This is a genomic window from Brevibacillus sp. M2.1A, assembly GCF_013284355.2.
GTDB lineage: Bacteria > Bacillota > Bacilli > Brevibacillales > Brevibacillaceae > Brevibacillus.
In genome coordinates this window covers 6028795-6047815 of sequence record NZ_JABSUY020000001.1, presented here as the reverse complement: position 1 = coordinate 6047815, position 19021 = coordinate 6028795, and the positions used below count along the sequence as shown (strand labels likewise).

The 19021-nt window shown below is 46.2% G+C and carries 3 protein-coding genes; all 3 read left to right on the top strand.

Annotated features, from left to right (window positions below; genetic code table 11):
• Window positions 1-270 precede the first annotated feature (270 nt).
• On the top strand, window positions 271-7386 hold the full coding sequence (locus tag HP567_RS28675; RefSeq protein WP_173611096.1) for an amino acid adenylation domain-containing protein: 7116 nt from the start codon (window positions 271-273) through the stop codon (window positions 7384-7386).
• A gap of 10 nt (window positions 7387-7396) precedes the next feature.
• A complete protein-coding gene (locus HP567_RS28670) occupies window positions 7397-16939 on the top strand; it encodes a non-ribosomal peptide synthetase (protein WP_173611097.1) in 9543 nt (3180 codons plus the stop codon).
• Window positions 16940-17018: 79 nt separating this feature from the next.
• On the top strand, window positions 17019-19010 hold the full coding sequence (locus tag HP567_RS28665; protein WP_173611098.1) for a condensation domain-containing protein: 1992 nt from the start codon (window positions 17019-17021) through the stop codon (window positions 19008-19010).
• Window positions 19011-19021 lie beyond the last annotated feature (11 nt).

The following is a 19021-nucleotide window of genomic DNA, read 5'->3' as shown; positions in this document are numbered from 1 at the left end:
TGAACATGCCCAATAAAATTAGGAAACAACATGTTTGTTTGGTCAACTATTCTGACCTTTTTTGACGCTGCTTACTTGCTTCACCTTAACGAATCGGGTGTCCGGTCTTTATCATGGACGATTCGCTGAGTCAACGCCTACTTTGTAAAGGAGGGGGAGGCTTACCGACCAATATCCATTTTTAAAGTCTGATCAAGCAGAGCGGGTGAGGAACTTCACCATTTTAGAGGGTTCCCCCTTCATTATCAAGCTCAAAAAGGGAGGATAATCATGACCATGAAAGATCATGTGAAGCATTGGCTTTCAGAATTGGCAGAAGAGGCTCCATTGCTGCAGCTTCCGTTTGATGTCCCGAGACTGAATAATGCTCGTTATGCGGAAGAAACGCAATCGATTGATCTGTCAAAAACGGCGGGGGAACAAGCGAGATTACTTTGCATGCAAGAAGAGACTGACATGTTTACACTACTCTTAGCTGCATACCATAGCTATCTTTACAGATATACGGGGCAAAACGACATTCGGATTGGTGCGATAGCAGGTGATAGCTCTGCTTATTTTACAAGTCGAGTAATTGTTGGTGGAACGTCGAATTTTAAGCAGCTGTTGAACGAGGTCAAAGATAATGTGTTGGAGGAGGAGCTTGCTAGCAACTCCGAAACTACGAAATTATTTCATACCTTTTTAAGAGTGGGAAAAGCCGGGGATAAGGATAACAGACTTTTTGTCGACTCCCAAATAGCAAATGTAGAGCTGCGTGTTGATGTCGAAGAGGCCGAGGGCATGCGCATAACATTCACATATAATTCCTTCTTGTTTACACAACAAACGATACGACGAATGATCGAGAACTTTTGCAACTGGATTGAACAAGCAATCACTGATGTCGAAACGCCTATCGATTTGTTGAGACTGATAGCCAAATCCCAAGAGAGAGAATTGGTAGACGACTGGTGCAGGAATGACGAACCCACGAATGTTCCTGATACAATCATGACTGCCTTTAGTTTCCAGGCCAATCGCAATCCCGATGCCATCGCGCTCGTTTTTAAGCAAGAGAAGATGACCTATAGGGAATTGGATATCCGCTCAAATCAACTAGCGAATTACCTCCGGAAGATTGGGGTAACGACTGAAGGATTGGTGGGGATATGCCAAGAGCGTTCCATAGAAATGATCGTGAGCATATTAGGTGTGTTGAAAGCAGGAGGCGCTTATGTACCGATCGATCCTGCTTATCCTGTTCAAAGACTCCACTATGTTATGGAAGATGCAGCTTTACAAGTAGTGATTGTGGATGAAGCGTCCGCAACAAAAGTGCCTGACGGAATAAAAGGGGTAAAATTGTTGGATTATTGCGAAAATTTTTCGAATGAAAGCACGGAGCCCCCTGCAATTGAAGTAACCGGCCACAATCTTGCTTATGTCATCTATACCTCCGGTTCGACAGGAAATCCCAAGGGGGTAATGATTGAGCATCATTCCGTTATGAATTTTCTTCAAACGCTGGAGAGTCGCAGTCCTCTTTTACATACGGACAGGCTTTTGCAAAAAACGTCTGTTTCCTTTGATGCTTCTGTTTGGGAACTCTTTTGGTGGATGTTAAAAGGTGCTAGCCTGTACATTCTCCCGAGTAGCGATGAGAAGGACCCCGCCTTGCTTGTGAAAGCAGTCGAGACGCATCGAATTACCCATCTTGAGTTTGTTCCGTCAATGTTGAAAGCCGTATTGGATTATATAGAAAATCAGGGTTCTTCTTCTGCATTATCCTCTTTGAAATACGTCACAGTTGGAGGGGAAGTGCTTCCGCCTCATGTTGTTGCGAAAAGTATCGATCTATTGACGATTCCTTATGGTACAAGCTTATACAACACGTATGGGCCGACTGAGACGACAGTCGAGGTGGCCAGCTTCCCATGCCATTCAGATGATAAGCACACGCAAATACCCATTGGAAAACCGAATGCGAATACACAGTTATACGTGTTGAACGACCGTTTGCAAATTCAACCTGTCGGAGTTGCTGGAGAACTGTATGTCGGCGGATCAGGCGTAGCAAGAGGTTACTTGAACCGCCCTGAATTGACAAAGGAACGCTTCATTTCCAACCCGTTTTGTCCAGGATCAGACTCGCGTTTGTATCGAACGGGAGACTTGGTTCGGTACTTGGCCGACGGAAACTTGGAGTATATCGGGCGAAATGACAGCCAGGTAAAAGTGAGAGGGTACAGAATTGAGCTGGAGGAAATTGAAGTTACGTTAGGCAATCATTCGACTGTGGAACAAGCAATCATTGTGGCGAAAAAAGACGCCTATGAAAATAACAAGCTGATCGCTTATGTGGTCGGGTCTGGAACGATAACAGAATGGCGTGATTATCTGAAAGCTCAGCTTCCAGAGTTCATGGTTCCAGCGTATTTTGTGAAAATGGATGTTTTCCCGCTTACACCCAGCGGAAAAATTGATCGTAAATCACTGCCAGAGGTAGGCAATAGTCGCCCGCATGTTTCGACGGAATATGTAAAACCGGAAACTGAATGGGAAACGAAGCTCTTGGATATTTGGAAGGATTTGTTCGGATACGATGAGATTGGAGTCGAGGATCATTTCTTTGAATTAGGTGGACATTCGTTGTTGGGGACTCAAATGATTGCGAGAATCCGTGCTCTTTTCAAGAAAGAGATTCCGTTGTCTGCTCTGTTTGCCTATCCGACGATTCGGAGCATCGTACCGATCATAGCTAACGCAGATGAGGTAAATGCAGTGGATGCATTCCCTGCCATCAAAAGGGTATCACGAGATCGAGAATTGCCGCTTTCTTATTCACAAGAAAGAGTGTGGTTTTTAGAGCAGTTAAGTTCCAATAACTTGGCTTATATTTTTCAAGCCACAATGGAAGTCCGTGGGAGGCTGGAGCTCCCTATTCTCAATAAGTGTTTTACGGAGATTGTGCGCAGACATGAAATATTCCGAACCGTTTTTCATGAGAAAAATGGACAACCGTATCAGGTGATCTATGAACCATTCGATGTGGAATTGCCTGTTATCGATGTTTCGCACTTACCTGAGAGTGATCGTGCTGCAAAAGTTCAAAGACTGATTCAAATGGAGATCAAAAAGCCGATTGATATCTCGCAGCTACCATTGGCGCGCTGGATTGTTTACAAGATTTCTGAGTGGGAATCTGTCATTTTGTTTGTGGAGCATCATCTGATTCATGATGGATGGTCATTCCGCAAATTTTTAAAAGAGCTGTTTACGCTGTACAGTGCCTATCTTGAAAATAAACCGTCCCCATTGGCTGAATTGCCGATTCAATTTGCAGACTATTGCGTATGGCAAAATGAGCTGTTTAAGCGCGGCAAGGAAAACAAGCAGCTAACGTACTGGAAGAATCTACTGGAAGGAGCCAATGGGGTTCTGGAACTGCCCACTGATCGGCCACGACCAGTCAATCAAACCTTTAACGGGAATATGTTCACCCAATTAATACCGGAAGAGCTGTATCTTCAACTGCGTGATTACTGCATGAAAACAAACACGACCCTCTTTATGGTCATGATGGCTGCGTTTCAAACCTTGCTCCATCGTTATTCCAGCCAAGAAGACATTATTGTAGGTTCGGGTATCGCGAATCGGCGTTGGAAAGACACGGAAGAATTGATCGGGATGTTTGTTAACAATATTGTGATCCGTCAGCAATTTACCGACACTATGACGTTCCGGGATGTATTGCAAGACGTGAAGAGGTCAGCCTTGGAAGCGTACGAGAATCAAGAGATTCCTTTTGATCAAGTAGTCGATGCGTTGAAACTGAAGCGTGATCAAAGTCGCAACCCTCTATTCCAAGTCATGTTTAGTTTCCAGGATGCAAAAGTCACTCATTTGCCTGTATCCAATCTGAATATTCAACTCACCGAAGGCATTAGCAACGGATCGGCCAAATTCGATATCAACGTCGTGGTGACGAATCACGAGGAGCTCTCTTCTTCCCTTTTAACAAAGGATGAATACGGAAGTATCAGCCTTGACTGGGAATACAATACGGATTTGTATGACGAATCTACCATGCGCCGCATGTTTGCGCATTATATTGAATTGCTGAAAAGCGTTCTTACGCACAGTGACCGGACGCTGCATTCCATGCCTATGCTGACCGCTTCTGAGCAGAATCAAATCCTCCAAGAGTGGAATGACACGGAAGTTGCGTTTGAGGATCAGAAAACGCTCCATCAAATCTTCGAGGAGCAAGCTGCACGGACGCCAGAGCGAATGGCGGTTGTATTCGGCAACGAACAATGGACCTACAGGCAAATAAACAACCGGGCAAACTTCCTGGCAAGCAAATTGCGAAATCTGGGAGTGAAGCCGGATACATTAGTAGGGTTAATGAGTGAGCGTTCTCCCGACATGATGATTGGTATTCTTGCCATTCTAAAAGCGGGTGGAGCGTATATGCCGATGGACACAGCGGCTCCGAAAGAAAGGCTGTCCTACATTCTCCGGGATAGCGATACGAAGGTCGTCGTCATGCAGGAGAAATTCAAGACAGCGATTGATTTCAATGGACCTGTCCTGTTATTGGAAGAGAATAGGCCAGATCAGGATGTAGAATACGATAATCTTGAGTCGGTTGCCCATTCGAAAAATTTGGCGTACGTCATCTATACCTCAGGTTCGACGGGAGCACCAAAAGGAGTCATGATCGAACATTGCTCGGTTGTCAATCGGATGAACTGGATGGTCCATCGCTACCCTATGAACGAGCATGACACCATTTTGCAAAAAACGCCCTATTGTTTTGATGTTTCCGTAACGGAATTAGTCCTGTGGTTTTTCACTGGCAGCAAACTCTGTTTCCTCGCTCCCCATGCAGAGAAAGATCCGGAGCTTATCGTCAAAACGGTAGCCCGGCACCAAGTAACCTATATTCATTTTGTTCCTTCTATGCTCAGCATCTTTTTAGATCATTTGGAAAACGTTGATTGCGCAGAGGAAATCAAAACTTTACAGCGAGTTTATACAACCGGGGAAGCTCTGAGTACGGAACAGGTTCAACGTTTTCATCGATTAATCGGGCAACGGAACCATACGACGCTTATTAATCTGTATGGTCCTACGGAAACGACAATTGAAGTGACCTACTATGATTGCCAGGCCGATAGCAAGGTAATCCCCATCGGTAAGCCTATGGATAATATTCAAGCGTATATCCTCAATAAGGAAGGCGACCTGCAGCCAATAGGCGTGATGGGCGAATTGGTTATTGGGGGCATTGGACTTGCACGAGGGTATATCGGAAGGCCCGAGTTAACAGTTGAACGTTTTGTCCCGAATTCTTTTGGCAATCGATCTGAAAGGCTATACAAGACAGGTGACTACGCGCGGTGGATGCCAGACGGCAATATTGAGTACATCGGGCGTATGGATAATCAAGTGAAAATTCGCGGTTATCGGATTGAATTAGGTGAAATCGAAGCGGTTATGAGGAAGCAGCAGGGGGCAGGAGAAGTTGCCATCATTGCCCATGAATATGAGCCGGGGGATAAACGATTAATCGCTTATTACAGTGGGGCATCAGAGGTCGAGACATTAAAAAGCCATTTACAAAAACAATTACCGCCTTATATGATTCCTTCTTATTTTGTACGGGTGGAGGAAATGCCGCTTACATCGAGTGGCAAATTGGATCGTAAAGCATTGCCACTGCCTGAGATCCATAGGGTAAGCCATCACTACACAGCGCCACGAAACTCAACAGAAGAATTGCTCGCACTCATCTGGAGTGAAATTTTAAGAGTAAATCAAATTGGGGTATTTGATTCGTTCTTTGAATTGGGCGGGCATTCCCTGTTGGCAACACAGGTTGTATCGCGCATACGAGCGGTGTTTGGTCAACATTTACCCCTCCGAGCGATCTTTGATTGCCCGACCATTGAGGGCTTGGCGAAGCGGCTAACCGAATTGCGTCAAGGCGAGAAAATGGTTCAATTGCCTGCTCTCGTGCAAGTGGATAGAACGGAACCGATCCCGTTATCTTTTGCGCAGCACCGGTTGTGGTTTTTTGACCAACTGGAGCCCGGAAGCAACGTCTATAACATTCCCTATGTATGGCGCTTAAGCGGTTCATGGGATGTTGCCGGCTTAGAAAAAGGATTGAACCAATTGATTGAACGTCATGAAATGCTTCGTACCGTATTCGCAAAACAAAATGGCGTCCCTGTACAGCTCGTTAAGCCGCATCAACCAAGAGCACTGCCTGTCGTGGATGTAAGCAGTCTATCTGCGGATGAAAGAGAGAAGCAGGTCCAGCATTATATTCAACGGAGTGCTGATCGCGTATTTGACTTGAGTCAAGGGCCGTTGATTGAAGCCGAGCTGATTAAGCAGGATGAATCGGAGTATATACTGCTTTGTACGGTCCACCATATTGTGTTCGATGGCTGGTCAGAGGATATCTTGCTGGACGAGTGGATGGCGTTTTATGAAGAAGCAATCGGCGGAACACCTGCCAATCTGCCACCGCTATCCATTCAATACGGAGACTTTGCAGTATGGCAAAGACAATGGTTATCGGATGAGACGATGAAAGAGCAAGTGGCGTATTGGGAAAAGGAATTTGCAGATGAGCTTACGGTGCTTCAGTTGCCGTTCGATCGTCCACGACCAGCCATTCAAACGTATGCAGGGGATATGCAGCATATCGATTTGGCCCCTTCATTACTAGAAAAACTAAAAGCTTTCAGCAAACAAGAGGGTGCTTCTCTGTTTATGACATTGCTGGCTGCCTATCAGGGCTTTCTCTCTCGCTATACCGGACAAACAGACATTTTGGTAGGAAGCCCGGTCGCGAATCGCACTCGAAAAGAAATGGAAGGGGTAATCGGGTGCTTTGTAAACACGCTGGTTTACAGAGTAAACGTCGAAGACAATCCAAGCTTCAGGCAATTGGTCGCCCAAGTCAAAGAAAAAACGTTGCGCGGGCAAGAAAATCAGGATGTGCCCTTTGAAAAAATCGTAGAGGTCCTTCAGCCGGAGCGAAATGCCAGTTACTCCCCTGTCTTTCAAACAATTTTTACAATGCAGACCCATCTGAGAAACGTAAAGCAATGGCCAAATCGAACCATTGAGCCAGTGAAAAGCACCATCAAGGTTGCCAAATTTGATTTGTCCATTTCCATAGAAGTGAATTCAGAGCACTCGTTGACGATTTCATTTGGCTACAATACAGACTTATTTCATCCGTCCAGCATAGAACGAATGATCGGACATTTTGTGAATTGGCTCGAACAAGTGATGGCATATCCTGAGGAGTCTATAGAAGGCTTGCGACTGATTTCAGAAGAGGAAGAAAAGCAACTGCTGGAAATGTGGAGTAATCATTAGGAGGTGCTGTATGCAAGATTCCATTACCGCATTATTGGAAGAACAAGTGGAACTTCATCCTGATGCCATTGCATTGGTATACAAAGATGCAACCCTTACCTACAAGGAGCTTAACAGCAGAGCGAATCAATTGGCGCATTATTTAAAATCGTGCGGGGTTGGAGCAGATAGCCGAGTAGGCTTGTACATGGATCGCTCGTTTGAAATGATCATCAGTATGATCGCTATTTTAAAGGCAGGCGGGGCCTATGTCCCGCTTGACCCTGCCTACCCCGAGCAACGATTGCTTTATATGCTGCAAGATGCAAGCATTTCGATTGTGCTGACACAAGAAAGCTTGGTGCCCAGACTGCCGGACGGATTGAAAATCGTTTGTCCCGATCTGGACGCTAGCAAGATCAGCAAGGAATCAGATGCGAATGTAAGAGAGAGCACGAATTCGGAAAGCCTAGCCTATTTGATGTATACATCCGGTTCGACAGGAAATCCGAAAGGGGTGCTCATCCCGCATCGAGGGGTGATTCGACTTACGAAGCATGCTTCTTACGTAACCCTCACATCGGACGAAACCATGCTGCAACTCGCCTCGATCTCTTTTGATGCGGCGACCTTCGAAATCTGGGGGAGCTTGCTAAATGGCGCGAAATTGGTGATTTATCCATTTCACGGTCTGTCTCTGGAAGAGTTGGGACAAGTCCTGCGTAACGAAAAAATCAGTACGCTATGGCTAACCGCAGGCGTTTTCCATCAAATGATCGATTACCGGATTGAAGACTTAAGGGGAGTGCGTCAATTGCTGACGGGCGGCGACATCGTGTCTGCCAAGCATGCGCAACGAGCCTTGGACATGTTACCGGATACACTGGTGATTAATGGATATGGCCCGACAGAAAACACGACATTTACTTGCTTTTATCACATTACACAGAAGAGCGAGATTCAACATTCCGTTCCGATCGGTCGACCCATCAATGATACCGAGGTCTTTATCCTGAACGATAAGCAAAAGCTCGTTCCTGTTGGTCTTGTGGGCGAATTATATGTGGGGGGAAAGGGACTCGCTTTCGGGTACTGGAATCGGCCGGAGTTGAATCAAGAGAAATTTATTCCGCATCCCTTTCAACAAGACCCCGAGGCTCGGTTATACAGGACGGGCGACCTGGTGAAATTTGTGCCAGGGCGAGGAATCGAATTTATCGGGCGAAAAGATAATCAAGTAAAAATAAGAGGAAACCGGATTGAGCTCGGGGAGATTGTAGCTGTCCTCAGTCAGCATGAGGGCGTAAGAGACGCTGTCGTCCTTGTACATGAATATGGAGCGGATGATAAACGGCTGATTGCTTATATCACCGGGGACGGGGATGTCGAAGAATGGAAGCGGTATGCGAGTGAACAATTGCCGCCTTTCATGGTCCCTTCCTATTTTGTGAAAATGGACGCTTTTCCGCTTACAGCCAACGGGAAGGTAGACCGTCAAGCATTGCCGTTGCCTGAAATGCGTACGACGAAGGATGAGTTTGTCGCGCCACGTACGGATACAGAGAAGCGGATCGCAGAGATTTGGCGTGAAATTTTAAAGGTGGAGCGCCTTAGCATCCATGACTCTTTTTTCGATTTGGGCGGACATTCGCTGCTTGCGACGCAGGTCATATCCCGCTTGCAGGATGCCTTCCAACTGTCTGTCCCGTTGCGCATCTTGTTTGATTGCCCGACGATCGCAGGCCTGGATGCCAAAATTACGGAGCTTGACCGGGATGGCAAAAGAGAATGGATACCAGTTATTGCTAGAGTCTCTCATCGAGACAAGCTGCCGTTATCGCATGCCCAGCAGCGTCTATGGTTTTTGCATCAATTGGAACCGGAGAGTACGGCTTATAATGTCCCTCACATGTGGCGTTTAACAGGAAAATGGGATGTGCATGCGCTGGAAACGGGATGGAATGCGTTACTTCAACGCCATGACATCTTACGCACTGTGTTTTCGAATGAAGGGGGGCAACCTTTCCAGGTCATTGAACCCCATGTGTATCGAACGTTGCCCGTGATTGATCTACGAGATCGATCTGCTGACGAAAAAGAAGAGCAAATCCACGACTATATCGAACAGGAAGCAGACAAAAGGTTTGATCTACAACAAGGACCTTTGATTCAAGCCAAATTAATCGTCGTTGAAGAGGATCAGTTCCTTTTGCTGTGCACGATGCATCATATCATTACGGATGGCTGGTCAGAGGATATCTTATTGGAAGAATGGCTGGCCTTTTACGAAGAAGCAGTAAGTGGAACACGTGCGGAGCTGCCAGAATTGCCGATTCAATATGCGGATTTCGCCGTATGGCAGCGCGAATGGCTGACGGATGAGGTAATGGGCCAACAACTGGATTATTGGAAAGCGGAGTTGTCCGGGGAGCTTCCTGTCTTGCATTTGCCGATCGACCGCCCAAGACCAAGCATTCAAACTTATGCCGGAAGTATGCATAAGATTGTGCTGGCATCCGAACTGCTTGAGAATCTGAAAGCGCTCAGTCGGCAAGAGAATACGACTTTATTCATGACCCTGCTAGCCGCTTACCAAGGCTTTTTATCCAGATATACCGGACAAACTGATATTTTGGTAGGTAGCCCGATAGCAAACCGAAATGTAACGGAAATCGAAGGCTTGATTGGTTTTTTCGTCAATACGCTCGTCTACCGGGCAAACCTCCAAGACAATCCAACGTTTAAGCAATTGCTTGCCCAAGTAAAAGAAAAAGCGCTTCTAGCACAGGAGTACCAGGATGTCCCGTTTGAAAAAATTGTAGAAATGCTGCAACTGGAACGCAATACGAGCTACTCTCCGGTATTTCAGACGGTATTCACATGGGCAGAAATGGGAGCGGATGTTTATCGTACGTCCGGTGGACAATTAGAAAAAATGCCGGTTCAGATCAATGTGGCGAAATTTGATCTTCAGTTATCCATGGGTGAGTCCGAGGCTGGCCTTGTGATGAACATGATCTACAACACGGATTTATTTGATCCATCCACGATTGAAAAAATGGCAGACCGCTTCGGGCATTGGTTGCAAGAGCTTGTAAACGCACCAGATGTGCCGATGGCCTTGCTGGAATTGTTGAGCGAGGAAGAACGTCACAAACTCTTGCTGGAATGGAATCAGACGGAGGCTACCGTCTCCACGCAAGATTCCATCCCTACAATATTTGAAGAACAAGTCGAGCTTCATCCTGACGCCACTGCATTCGTATACAAAGGCAATAGCCTATCCTATAGAGAGCTTAACAGCAGAGCGAATCAATTGGCGCATTATTTAAAATCGCGCGGGGTTGGAGCAGATAGCCGAGTAGGCTTGTACATGGATCGCTCGTTTGAAATGATCATCAGTATGATCGCTATTTTAAAGGCAGGCGGTGCCTATGTTCCCCTCGACCCTGCCTACCCTGATCAACGATTGCTTTATATGCTGCAAGATGCAAGTATTTCGATTGTGCTGACACAAGAAAGCTTGGTGCCCAGACTGCCGGACGGATTGAAAATCGTTTGTCCCGATCTGGACGCTAGCAAGATCAGCAAGGAATCAGATGCAAATCTGGGCGAGAGTATGACTTCGGAAAGCCTTGCCTATTTGATGTATACATCCGGTTCGACAGGAAATCCGAAAGGGGTGCTCATCCCGCATCGAGGGGTCATCCGGCTTACGAAGCATGCTTCTTATGTATCACTCACACCGGAAGAAACCATGCTGCAACTCGCCTCGATCTCCTTTGATGCGGCGACCTTCGAAATCTGGGGGAGCTTGCTAAATGGCGCGAAATTGGTGATTTATCCATATCACAGTCTGTCTCTGGAAGAGTTGGGACAGGTGCTGCGTGACGAGAAAATCAGCACGCTATGGCTAACCGCAGGTGTTTTTCATCAAATGATCGATTACCGGATCGAAGATTTAAAAGGGGTACGTCAATTATTGGCTGGTGGCGACATCGTGTCCGCCAAGCATGCGAAACGTGCCTTGGATATGTTACCAGATACTTTGGTGATTAACGGGTATGGCCCGACAGAAAACACGACATTTACTTGCTTTTATCACATTACACAAAAGAGCGAGATTCAACATTCTGTTCCGATTGGTCGACCCATCAATGATACCGAGGTCTTTATCCTAAACGATAAGCAAAAGCTCGTTCCTGTTGGTCTTGTGGGCGAATTATATGTGGGAGGCAAGGGACTAGCTATCGGATACTGGAATCGACCAGAGATGAACCAAGAGAAATTTATTCCACACCCATTTCAAAAGGACCCCGAAGCGAGATTATACAGGACGGGCGACCTGGTGAAATATGTGCCGGGGCGAGGAATCGAGTTTATCGGGCGAAAAGATAATCAAGTAAAAATAAGAGGAAACCGGATCGAGCTCGGTGAGATTGTAGCTGTCCTCAGTCAGCATGAGGGCGTAAGAGACGCCGTCGTCCTTGTACATGAATATGGAGCGGATGATAAACGGCTGATTGCTTATCTCGCGGGAGACGGGGAGGTCGATGAATGGAAGCGGTATGCGAGTGAACAATTGCCGTCTTTCATGGTCCCTACCTATTTTGTGAAAATGGACGTTTTCCCACTTACAGCTAACGGGAAGGTGGACCGTCAAGCATTGCCGTTGCCAGAAATGCGTACGACGAAGGATGAGTTTGTCGCACCACGTACGGATACGGAGAAGCGGATCGCGGAGATTTGGCGTGAAGTTTTAAAAACGGAAACGGAACGATTGAGCATCCACGATTCCTTTTTCGATTTGGGCGGACACTCGTTGCTAGCGACGCAGGTCATATCCCGCTTGCAGGAAGCATTCCAGTTGTCTATCCCGTTGCGCATCTTGTTTGAATGCCCGACAATCGCAAGCCTGGGTGCCAAAATCATGGAGTTGGGCCGGGATGGCAAAAGAGAACGGACACCAGCTATTGTGAAAGCCTCGTATCGGGAAAAGTTGCCGTTATCGCATGCCCAGCAGCGTCTATGGTTTTTGCATCAATTAGAGCCGGAGAGTACGGCGTACAACGTTCCACACATGTGGCGCTTAACTGGGCAGTGGAATGTGCATGCACTGGAGAAAGGGTGGAATGCGCTTCTTCAACGCCATGACATCTTGCGCACTGTGTTTGCGAATGAAGGGGGCCAACCTTTTCAGATCATTGAACCGCATGTGTATCGAACATTGCCCGTGATTGATCTACGAGATCGATCTGCCGCCGAAAAAGAAGTGCAAATTCACGACTTTATCATGCAGGAAACAGACAGAAGGTTTGATCTACAGCGGGGACCTTTGATTCAAGCCAAGTTAATCGTCGTTGAGGAGGATCAGTTCCTTTTGCTGTGCACGATGCATCACGTCATAACTGATGGTTGGTCAGAGGATATCTTATCGGAAGAATGGCTGGCCTTTTACGAGGAAGCAGAGAGCGGGGTACGTGCGGAACTGGCAGAATTGCCGATTCAATACGCGGATTTCGCGGTATGGCAGCGCGAATGGCTGACGGATGAGGTGATGGGGCAACAACTCGACTATTGGAAAGCGGAGTTGTCAGGGGAGCTTCCTGTCTTGCAGTTGCCAATCGATCGACCAAGACCAAGCATTCAAACCTATGCCGGAAATATGCACAAGATGGTGCTGGCAACTGAACTGCTTGAAAAGCTGAAAGCGTTCAGTCGGCAAGAGAATACCACTTTATTTATGACCCTGTTGGCCGCTTACCAAGGCTTTTTATCCAGATATACCGGACAAACTGATATTTTGGTGGGCAGCCCCATAGCGAACCGAAATGTAAAGGAAATCGAAGGCTTGATTGGCTTTTTCGTCAATACGCTCGTCTACCGGGCGAACCTCCAAGATAATCTAACGTTTAAGCAATTGCTTGCCCAAGTAAAAGAAAAAGCGCTACAGGCACAGGAGTACCAGGATGTCCCGTTTGAAAAAATCGTCGAAATACTACAACTGGAACGCAATACCAGCTACTCCCCGGTATTTCAGACGGTGTTCACTTGGGCAGAAATGAAAGCGGATGTCTATCATTCGTCCAGTGGTCAATTAGAGAAAATGCCGGTTCAGATCAATGTGGCGAAATTTGATCTTCAGTTATCCATGGGTGAGTCTGAGGACGGTCTCGTAATGAACATGATCTACAACACGGATTTATTTGATCCATCCACGATTGAAAAAATGACAGACCACTTCGCGAATTGGTTGCAAGAGCTTGTGAACGCACCGGACGTGCCGATGGCTTTGCTCGAATTGTTGAGCGAGGAGGAACGTCACAAAATTCTCGTGGAGTGGAATGATACAGCAGTCGCCATTCCGGAGAATACATGCCTGCATGATTTGTTTATCGAACAAGCAAAAAAGACACCAGAACTCATCGCAGCAGAATACGGGAGTGAAACAATAACCTATCGAGAATTGGATAGACGTTCTAACCAGTTGGCGCACTACTTGATGATGCTGGGTGTTGGACCCAATACGCCTGTCGGGATCTGTATGAATCGCTCTATTGAGCTTGTCATCTCGATCCTCGGCATCGTAAAGGCTGGCGGAGCATTTCTCCCTCTGGATACAGAGATGCCGCAAGCGAGGATGGCGAAACTGTTGGAAAGCTCCCAAACCAACATATGTCTATCTGAGCCGGAGTTCATGCACCTGTTTGGACAAGCCACTCATGTCAGATGTATAGATTCTCATGCGGAAAAAGACAAAATAGCAAGCATGCCAGAGGGATTGCCGGAGCAAACCGTAAAACCGACAGATTTGGTTTCGATTTATTACACGTCAGGTTCGACGGGTAACCCGAAAGGCGTGGAAAACCTCCACTTTGGTTGGGTAAATCGCATGTTATGGATGCAGCGACAACATGGCTTGGAGCAGGGTGAGTCTGTTCTGCAAAAAACAACCTTAACATTTGATGATGCAGCTGTTGAGTTTTTTTGGCCATTGTCTGTAGGGGGACGGATATCACTCTTGGAACCATGGCTGCATCGGGACCCTGAGGCGATTATCCAGGCTGCCATTCACTATCAGGTTGCGTGCATTCAATTTGTACCGAGCATGCTCAATATGTTTGTGGACGCCCTTACCCCGGAGGATGCAGCCAACTTGCACAAATTAAAAAATGTCATCTCCAGTGGTGAGGCGCTCTTACCCGAAACAGTAGGCAGGTTCTTTAAAAAGCTCAATGCCAAACTCCATAATACGTGGGGGGCCACAGAAGTATCGATTGACTCCACCATTTACACATGCTCGCCAATGGACGCGCTGGAAAAGGATTGTGTGAGTGTAGGCAAGCCGATTGATAACAACAGAGTTTATGTGCTTGACCACAATATGAAGGCTGTCCCAATTGGCGTCATTGGCGACCTTTATATTGGTGGCCTTGGATTGGCCAGAGGCTATCTGCATAATAGCGAGAAAACCCAGGAAGTATTTATGGAGAATCCGTTTGTACCAGGAGAAAGAATATATCGAACCGGCGACAAGGGATACTTCCTGCCTTCGGGCAACATTAAATTCGTAGGCAGACAAGATAATCAAATCAAGATTAGAGGCATGCGGGTGGAATTGGGTGAAATTGAATCCACATTAAGCAGGCATCCGTCCATTCGTGAAGCAGCCGTTATTTCTGTTAAAAACGACAGGTCAGCTACCGAATTGGCCGCATATATCGTGGGGGACGGGGATGTAAACGAATGGCGGGCATTCCTGAAGGAGCACTTGCCTGCTTATATGATTCCAACTTATTTCATGAGGTTGGACAGCATTCCCAAAACGACGAGTGGGAAAATTGACCGAAATAGACTGGAGTTACCATCGGTTAAATCAAGCGATTTCTCGATCATCGGGCCACGCACGATACCTGAGGAGCTTATCCACTGCATCTGGTGCGATATATTGCAGGTGAATCAGATTTCGATCAAAGACTCATTCTTTGATAGAGGTGGACATTCCTTATTGGCTACGCAAGTCATTTCCCGCATGCGGACCGTTTTTGGGATGGACATTCCATTGCGCACGATATTTGAGTTTCCAACCATTGAAGCGATTGCTGCCCGTATATCTGAGATCAAGCAAGGCAGCGAGACGAATACACGCATCCATGAAGTGTCGCGAGTGGAAAATCAGACAGATGTCTCCTTATTCGAAGTATCCCACGGGCAGAGAAGACAATGGTTCCATGCAAAATTCAGTGACCAAGAAGCAGTAGGAGGTGTTTACCTCTTTGAAGTAGCGGGTCCCGTTGACAGTCATTCTATGCACAGGGCTATGGCCCTCATGTTTGAACGTCACAGGATCATGCGCACGACGATTATAGAAAACGAAGGGCAATTGTATCAAAAAGTGCATGACGACCTTGAGGTGGAGAATGCGTTTGTAGATTTGTCTGCATTATCTGTGACGGAAGGCGAGCAGCGCATCAAAACCGATTTGCAATCCGCCCTGTACAAGCCATTCGATTTTTCAAGAGAGTCTTTCTTCCGGATGACTTTGTACCGAATGACACCGTCGAAGCATTTCCTCATCTTGAGTGCTCATCATATTGGATTTGATGGCTGGTCGTTAGATGTGTTTATCAATGATCTCGCGGACATGTATCAACAAGTAGAGAGCGGCGTGCAAAAGGAGTTTTCCAAACCATTGGATTATATGGATTACACCTTGTGGCAACAAACACGCTTGCAAAATGGAGAACTGAACCGACAACGGGACTATTGGTTAAAACAGCTGCAACAAAATGTAGATGCGCCGTTCATACCGCGAGAGACACAGTCGTTTACACACGGCAACCGAATTTCAAATGTAGCCTCGCTTCCCATTGAGCAAGAGACGGGCCAATCGCTTTTAGAATTGACCCGAATGGCTGGTGGTACCGTCTATACGAGCTTGCTTGCGGCGATCAACATTTGGCTGTCACTTCTCACGGATCAAACAATCATTACTGTCGGATCGACCTTATCTGGCCGTACGCAGACGGACCTTGAAGGAATTATTGGTCCGCTAATCAATCCGGTCGCCATGCGTACAGACTTGTCTGGCAACCCGACCGTACTGGAAATGATGAACAAAACAAGAGAAACCGCATATGGTGCGTACGAGAATCAAGAGTATCCGTACAATTTGGTCGTAGAGGATCAACATACTGCCACAGGCGATAAGAAGAATTTGTATTCCATTGTTTTTATTGGACAACACGTATCGAGCAATCCGCCTGAATCAGCTGAAATTACCTTTACGGAATGTCCGTTACGTCGTTTTCTGGATGAAGCGATTATCCAAACGTACGAAGGCAGTCACTTCGTTCAAGATGATCAATTGGATATGATGTTATTTTTGTCCACGCGTCAAGACCAACTGACGTTAACGGCACATTACAACACGGAAGCATTCAGCGAGAATGCCATGGATACGTTACTGGATCAGCTAAAGCATGTCATCTGCCAAATGATCGACAATCCAATGCAGCGCTTGTCTCAAATAAACCTGGTTGAAGAATATGATTTCAATGAACTTTTCAGCTAACTAGATGATGGCTGTTGGGGCATGCTGGTGAGAGCCGCATGCCCAACCATTACGCAACTGCGTATCGGGGAGATTACGAATGATGGATAAAACTTTTGTCAAAACCATCCCTCTGTCTGAGGCTCAAAAAGATTACTATCTACACGATTTGGTCTATCCAATGAGTCCTTATTATCAGGAGCAGTATCTGTTCCAATTCGAAAGTCGATTGGATGTATCGGTTACAATCCGTGCTCTTTATGAGATCGTGAAACGCCACGAAATCTATCGTTCCATTTTTGTTTTGGAAGACGAGCCCATTCAAAAAGTATATAGCGAGCCCGTATTGGATTTTGAACATGTGTCTTCCGCTACCTGGGACGACACGAGGATTAGAGAGTATTTTCATCAGGAATTCAGCAAACCTTTTACGCTAGAAGAGGGGCCGTTATTCAGTTGCAGATTGCTGGATTATAAAGAAAGCGGCAGTATTTTAAGCTTCAAGTTTCACCATATCTGCTTTGATGGGTGGAGTGTCTCGCTCACGCTCGATGAATTTACGATGATCTACCAACTACTGATAACGGGCAATGATCACGAGTTGCAACCACAAATACACCAATACGCAGACTTTGTGGAGTGGGAACAGAATTACATAGACAGCCAAGAAGGCGAAGCTGCGAGAGATTTTTGGAAAAAGAAATTGGGCGGGACTCTTGAGAGGTTAGAAGTACCAGCAGATAAAAAACGTCCTGGTACCCCTTCATTTAAAGGGGGGATATCATTCTTTACGTTTACCCGCGAACTCCGGGATGAGTTGATTGCTTATCATAAACAGAATCAATACCCTACAGATGTCATTTATTTATCTCTTTTTAGTGCTTTTCTTTATCGGATAGCTGGGCAAGACGACATCATTGTTGGCGTACCGAGGTACGGCAGACCGAAAAGAGAGTTTCATACGATCATGGGACCGTGTATGGTGATGCTTCCCCTGCGAATCAAAATTCCAAAGAACAGCTCGCTTCGTGAGTTGGCCAAGCTAATACATGAAGAGTTGTCTATATGTTCACAGTATCAAAACTATCCCATTTCTTTGATTGCAGCTGAGTTGCAATATGAGCGCGATAAAAAATATGCGTCCTTTTTTTCAACGGCTTTCGTCCATCAAAAAGCGATTAAGCAAAATGCAGCCATTATGCTGGGAAATGCCCAAAATACGTTTGATAGCAATGGTCTTACCGTAAGCACCTATCCGATTGGCAAAGATGTATCCCAGTATGATTTATGCTTGGTCGTTGAAAAGGACAACCATCATGACATATTGGCAGGATTCGAATACAATGCGGATATTTTGGAGGAAGAAACCATTGCCAAATGGATTGCCGACTTTGAACGCACCAGTCTGTCTCTTTTGAAAAATGATTGCGAAACCATCCCTGTATATGGTTTGCCTTCCCTCAAGATATTGCCGGAGGACGTCACCCCGTTCTCTACCGCCTCCATAAAGTTCGAGCAAGAAACGTTTGAATGGCCATGCTTGCAGAAGAATGGGATCTCTCAACTGGTTGAAGCTTGGGGTACGTCTTCCTATGCGATATTCATGACCGCATTTCTCGTACTTTTGTATGCAGAAACCGAGAAGGAGGATTTGGCTTTGGCATTTCGTGCGGGGTGGGACGAGTGCGAGGATGTCCCAAGCGCCTTGCTTTTACGAGCGGATCTGTCAGGCAATCCACTATTTGGCGATTTGGTTTTGCAAGTACAAAGCAAGTTAAAAGAAGCCCATTATCATCAAGTGTCCTTTCCTATACCTCATGAGCCCCAACTCTTATTTGAAATGAGTGACAACGACTATCCCTCCACGATTGATTTTCAATTCCGCATCCATGAAACTATCGATCACATAAATGGTGCCATTACCTATCATGCGAATGTATTCAAGAGAGAGACTGTGCAACGGATTTGCACCCAATATGAATACTTGTTGGAAAATGTGACAGCCGAGCCGCATCAAAGAATCCGCGAGATTGTCAGTCATCTGAACAGTCAATTCCTGACCAGTGATGATTTTGAACAATTATTTCTGTAGCGAAAGAGGTG